Genomic DNA, 4,350 nt, shown 5'->3' on the forward strand with positions numbered 1-4,350 from the left:
GTGGTTGATGTAGTGATGGGGAGTGTAGCAGTATGTGTTCCGGTGATTGCTCCAGCACAATTTGTAGAAGCCGTTGGTGCTATCAAAGTACTAACACTACATTCATCACTGATTGCTGTTAGCGATGTAACATCAGGTATTATTGTAGTTGTTATACAGGTTTGAGAGAGCATTAACTGATAATAGTCAAATCCTCCATTTGAAGTCATAGTATGCTCACCTGTTCCGGGATCAAAATCACGTGTTCCTCTAAAAGACCCTACTACTATAACATTATTATTTGCATCAACAGCGATACTTTCTCCATTTGCAGGAACCTGTCCTCCGGAATTAAACGCCCAAACAAAATCACCATTTACATCCAGCTTTACGACAAAGTAATCCTCGTCCGAGACATCTAAAATATACTCACCTGCTCCCGGATCGAAATCACATGCTTCGTCAAAATCACCTGTTATGTAGACATTATCATCAGCATCTATTGCAATTCCGGAACCTGATCCATGACCGCCAACTCCGCCAAAATTCTTTGCCCATAAATAGTTCCCACTTGCATCTAACTGAAGTACAAAACAATCATACGGAGATCCTATAGAAGTTAACTCTGAAACGCCGGCATTAGGATCAAAATCCACTGTTCCTCTAAATTCTCCCGTTACTACAATATCTCCTGCGGAATTTATATCAATATCACGCGAAGTATCACTATTAACTCCTCCAATCGTTTTACTCCATATATAGTCACCTAATGTATTCAATTTAAGAATAAATACATCTTTAAGTCCATTCGAAGTATAAGAAACTGTTCCTGCACCGGGATCAAGGTCTACCGTACTTTGCACCGCTCCTGTTACGATTGGGTTTCCAAGTTCATCCAGAATCAAACTAACTCCTGTGTCATATCCCGGACCTCCTAATTGTTTTACCCAAAGGAAATCCCCATTGTTATCTAATTTTTGAATAAATACATCACTATTTCCTGCGGATGACAAAGATGCAACTCCTGCACCAGGATCAAAGTCAACGGTCCCCCAAAAAGAGCCTACAGTATAGACAGATCCATCTGCGGCAACCTGAATTGATCGCGGTTGATCTCTATCCGATCCTCCAAACGTTTTCACCCAATCGAAAGCTCCTGATGCAGTTAATTTCAAGATAAAGCTATCTGAATCACCTTGAGAAGTAGCTGATTCTACACCACTGTTAGGATCGAGGTCAGTAGTTCCTTCAAACTCTCCTGTAAGGTAAATGTTTCCAGAAGCATCTGTTGTCATTTCAAAAAAACGAACCCCCAAATTACTTGTCAATGTCTTCATCAAAAGTAGATTCCCAGCCGGATCCTTTTTATACATTCTTGCCGAAGGAATTGATGTAGTATTATACCTTGCAACTAACATATAATTATTCCCTGCATTATCTATATGAGCATCGTACCCGCCATCACTGGATACCGTCCCGTCGGAATAACTCCATTCATAGGTAGGTTGAGCCAAAGAAAAAGTGGTTAACAAGACAAAAGCTGCAAAAACCTGTAATCGTATTCGTTTATTCATTTTTCTGTTTTGATTCATTTTGGTTTTCAAATATATCGAAGTATAAACTCTATAAAAGTAGATTTATGTAGTTGGCAGTCTATTTACAAAAGTTGGTGGGATCTAATTATCGATCGGTAATTAACTAAATCGGGTTATGAAGTCCTGTTTTCGACTACGACTTACTTTTAACTCTGATCCATTCACCATTTCCACATATCCATCATCAGCTTTTTTAAACCCTGTCACATGGCGCAGGTTGATAACCGTACTTTGGTGAATTCTAAAAAAACCCTGTTCAGAAAGCAATCGTTCATATTCACCCAGATTTTTACTTGTGGTTACTTTGGTTCCATCTTTCATTATAATATGAGTATAGTTTCTGTCTCCTTCCAGATGTACGATTGATTTAATTTCCAACACCCTGAAACCATCCACATTATTCACAACCAGTTTTTGAATTTCTCCATCAGCACCATAATTTTCAACAAGAATCCGTACCCGTTTATCCCGTTCCATCTTTTGTTGTCGTGTTTTTTCAGCCAGTTTTTCAACACTTTGGATAAGATCAACCGATTTAATGGGTTTCAACAAATAGTCAAATGCACTGAATCGAAATGCCTTGATAGCAAATTCATTATAGGCTGTAATAAAAATAACCTCGAAATCTACCCGATCAAATTTTTCCAGCAGGTCAAAACCTGTTCCCGTTTTCATCTGTACATCTAGGAAAACCAGACCCGGTTTTTTTTCCCGAATAATGGAATACCCCGTCTCGACATCATCCCCCTCACCAACAATAACCAGTGCTTCACTTAGTTTTTTTTGTACCAGATTTTTCAATAAAAACCGGGCATCTTTTTCGTCATCTATAATTACAGCTCGTATCATTATCTGATAATTGGTATGGTTAAATAAATGGTAGTTCCCCCCTCTTCTTTACTTTCAATCACTACTGCCTTTTCACCTCCTAGTCGTTGGGCAGTAATTGCCATTCCTTTAGAAGTATTTTTCTTATTCTCTTTTTGTTGAATACTGGTTGAATACCCTATTCCATCATCTGTTATTCTGCAAGTAAAGACAGATGAATCAGGCTGTTCTATTTCAATCCGGATATTCCCCTTTCTCTCCATATTAGGAAGAATTCCATGCCATATTGCATTCTCAACATAGGGTTGAATGATTAACGGGGGGATTAGCTTTTTAGGATTAACATCAGGAGACAGGTGGATCGTAAATACAAACTGATTATCCGTCCGCATTTGTTCCAATTGAAGATACAATTCGGTAATCTGGATTTCCTCTTCGAGAGAAATTGCATTCTTCCCGCTATTATTCAGTATTCCACGTAAGAGATGGGAGAAATCTGCCATGTAATCATTTGCCAGATCTTCTTTCCCTTCAATATACAGCCGTTGAATACTATTCAGGCTGTTAAAGATAAAATGCGGATTCATCTGAGCACGTAATGCCTTTTGCTCCAATTCCTGTTGTTTGACCTTAATTTTCAACTTGGATTGTCTGTTATAAAAATATACAAATAACAAAGTTGCGATCAATAAAAGAGAGGAAACGACAAACAAGGTAAACCGAAGTGCCGCATGTTTTTCCAGATTATCATTCTGATTAGTTAATTGCTCGATTTCAGCTTTTCGTTCGGAAGCCTGAAACTGCTCATGCAATCGATAAATTTCATTCACTGTATTCTGGTCGACAATACTATCACTATAAGCTGTGAAATATTCCAAAGCAATCAGCGCATTTGAAAGATCTCCTTTAGCTTTATAAACTTTATTCAGTAAAGAATATGTCTTTTTGATATCTTCTTTTGAATCACTTTTTTTGGCTAATACCAAGCTTTCTTTCAGTGTTTCTATAGCCTTGTCGTATTTTTCCATATTACGATACACCATCGCAATATTGTTCAAGATTCCTGCGGTTTCTTTATCTCCGTTTTCAAGCTGCCGCACATAACTTAAGGCTTTCTGATAACCTTTTAGAGCTTTCTGATATTCTTCCTTTTTAAAGTGTAACGCTGCAAGTCCATTACTACAAGAAGCCAATGTCTTTATGTTATTGGTCTGAAGCGCATACTTATATCCCAATTCGAATTGCTGTTGTGCCTTATCCAACTCTCCTTCCGAGTAGGAGATTGCAGCTAATGTCTGGTAACTATGTGAAAGTGAAAGTGAACCTATCTTATATTCCTGTTGTTCGTAGATAGCAATTGCCTTCTCCAGATACTCTTTTCCATTCTCAAAATCACCTTGACGCAGTGCAATGACTCCCAGATTATTATAGTTCACTCCCTTGAGTCGTGTGAACCCGTTTTCTTTCGCCAGTTTTATTGATTTAAGAGAATATCGGGAAGAATTAAGATAGTCCGCTTGTTGTAAATAATACAAGGAATAGTTTCTGTAAGCCAAAGCCAGCTGATACAAATCATTGTGTTCCTCAGCCTGTTTTCTATGTGCTTCTAAAGTTCGTAAAGCCTGATCCGAACCTGTATCAATCTGTTGTTTGGCCAAAGAGTCCAAAACAGAAAAAATAGAATCACTTACATGCTGCTTTTGTGCTGAAATTATATTTGTAGTACCTGGTAAGATAAATACAAACAACAAAAAAAAGATGGTTTTTATTAAATGTAACAAGTCGTTTCTTTTTGGCGCACCAAATATACTTATTCTCATTTTTTTCAACCCTGCCAATGTACATCCAGCCAGAATAATCTGACTATCGGCAGTGTTCATTGACTAAATGGTAAAAAATTGTAGGTGATGTAATTTATCTCCTTCTTCCTCTTGGATTATATTTCTCT

Annotated in this window: 3 protein-coding genes; all 3 read right to left on the reverse strand. The window is 37.7% G+C overall.

The features are described 5' to 3' along the window. Positions 1-1,553 (reverse strand): NHL repeat-containing protein (locus AC4PL9_RS14175; protein WP_491605404.1); only part of this gene is annotated, 1,553 nt, incomplete at its 3' end. Positions 1,554-1,673: 120 nt separating this feature from the next. Continuing rightward, entirely contained in the window at positions 1,674-2,423 is a 750-nt protein-coding gene (locus tag AC4PL9_RS14180) for a LytR/AlgR family response regulator transcription factor (protein WP_491605405.1), read from the reverse strand. Beyond that, positions 2,423-4,282: a tetratricopeptide repeat-containing sensor histidine kinase gene (locus tag AC4PL9_RS14185; RefSeq protein WP_491605406.1), complete on the reverse strand. Its 1,860-nt coding sequence runs from the start codon at positions 4,280-4,282 to the stop codon at positions 2,423-2,425. Before AC4PL9_RS14185 ends, AC4PL9_RS14180 begins: the two co-directional genes overlap by 1 nt. Positions 4,283-4,350: the final 68 nt, after the last annotated feature.

Source organism: Wandonia sp. (assembly GCF_984588085.1).

Coding starts and splice junctions, on each gene's coding strand:
- AC4PL9_RS14180 (WP_491605405.1), bottom strand. CDS start 2,423: ATGATACGAGCTGTAATTATAGATGACGAAAAAGATGCCCGGTTTTTA.
- AC4PL9_RS14185 (WP_491605406.1), bottom strand. CDS start 4,282: ATGAACACTGCCGATAGTCAGATTATTCTGGCTGGATGTACATTGGCA.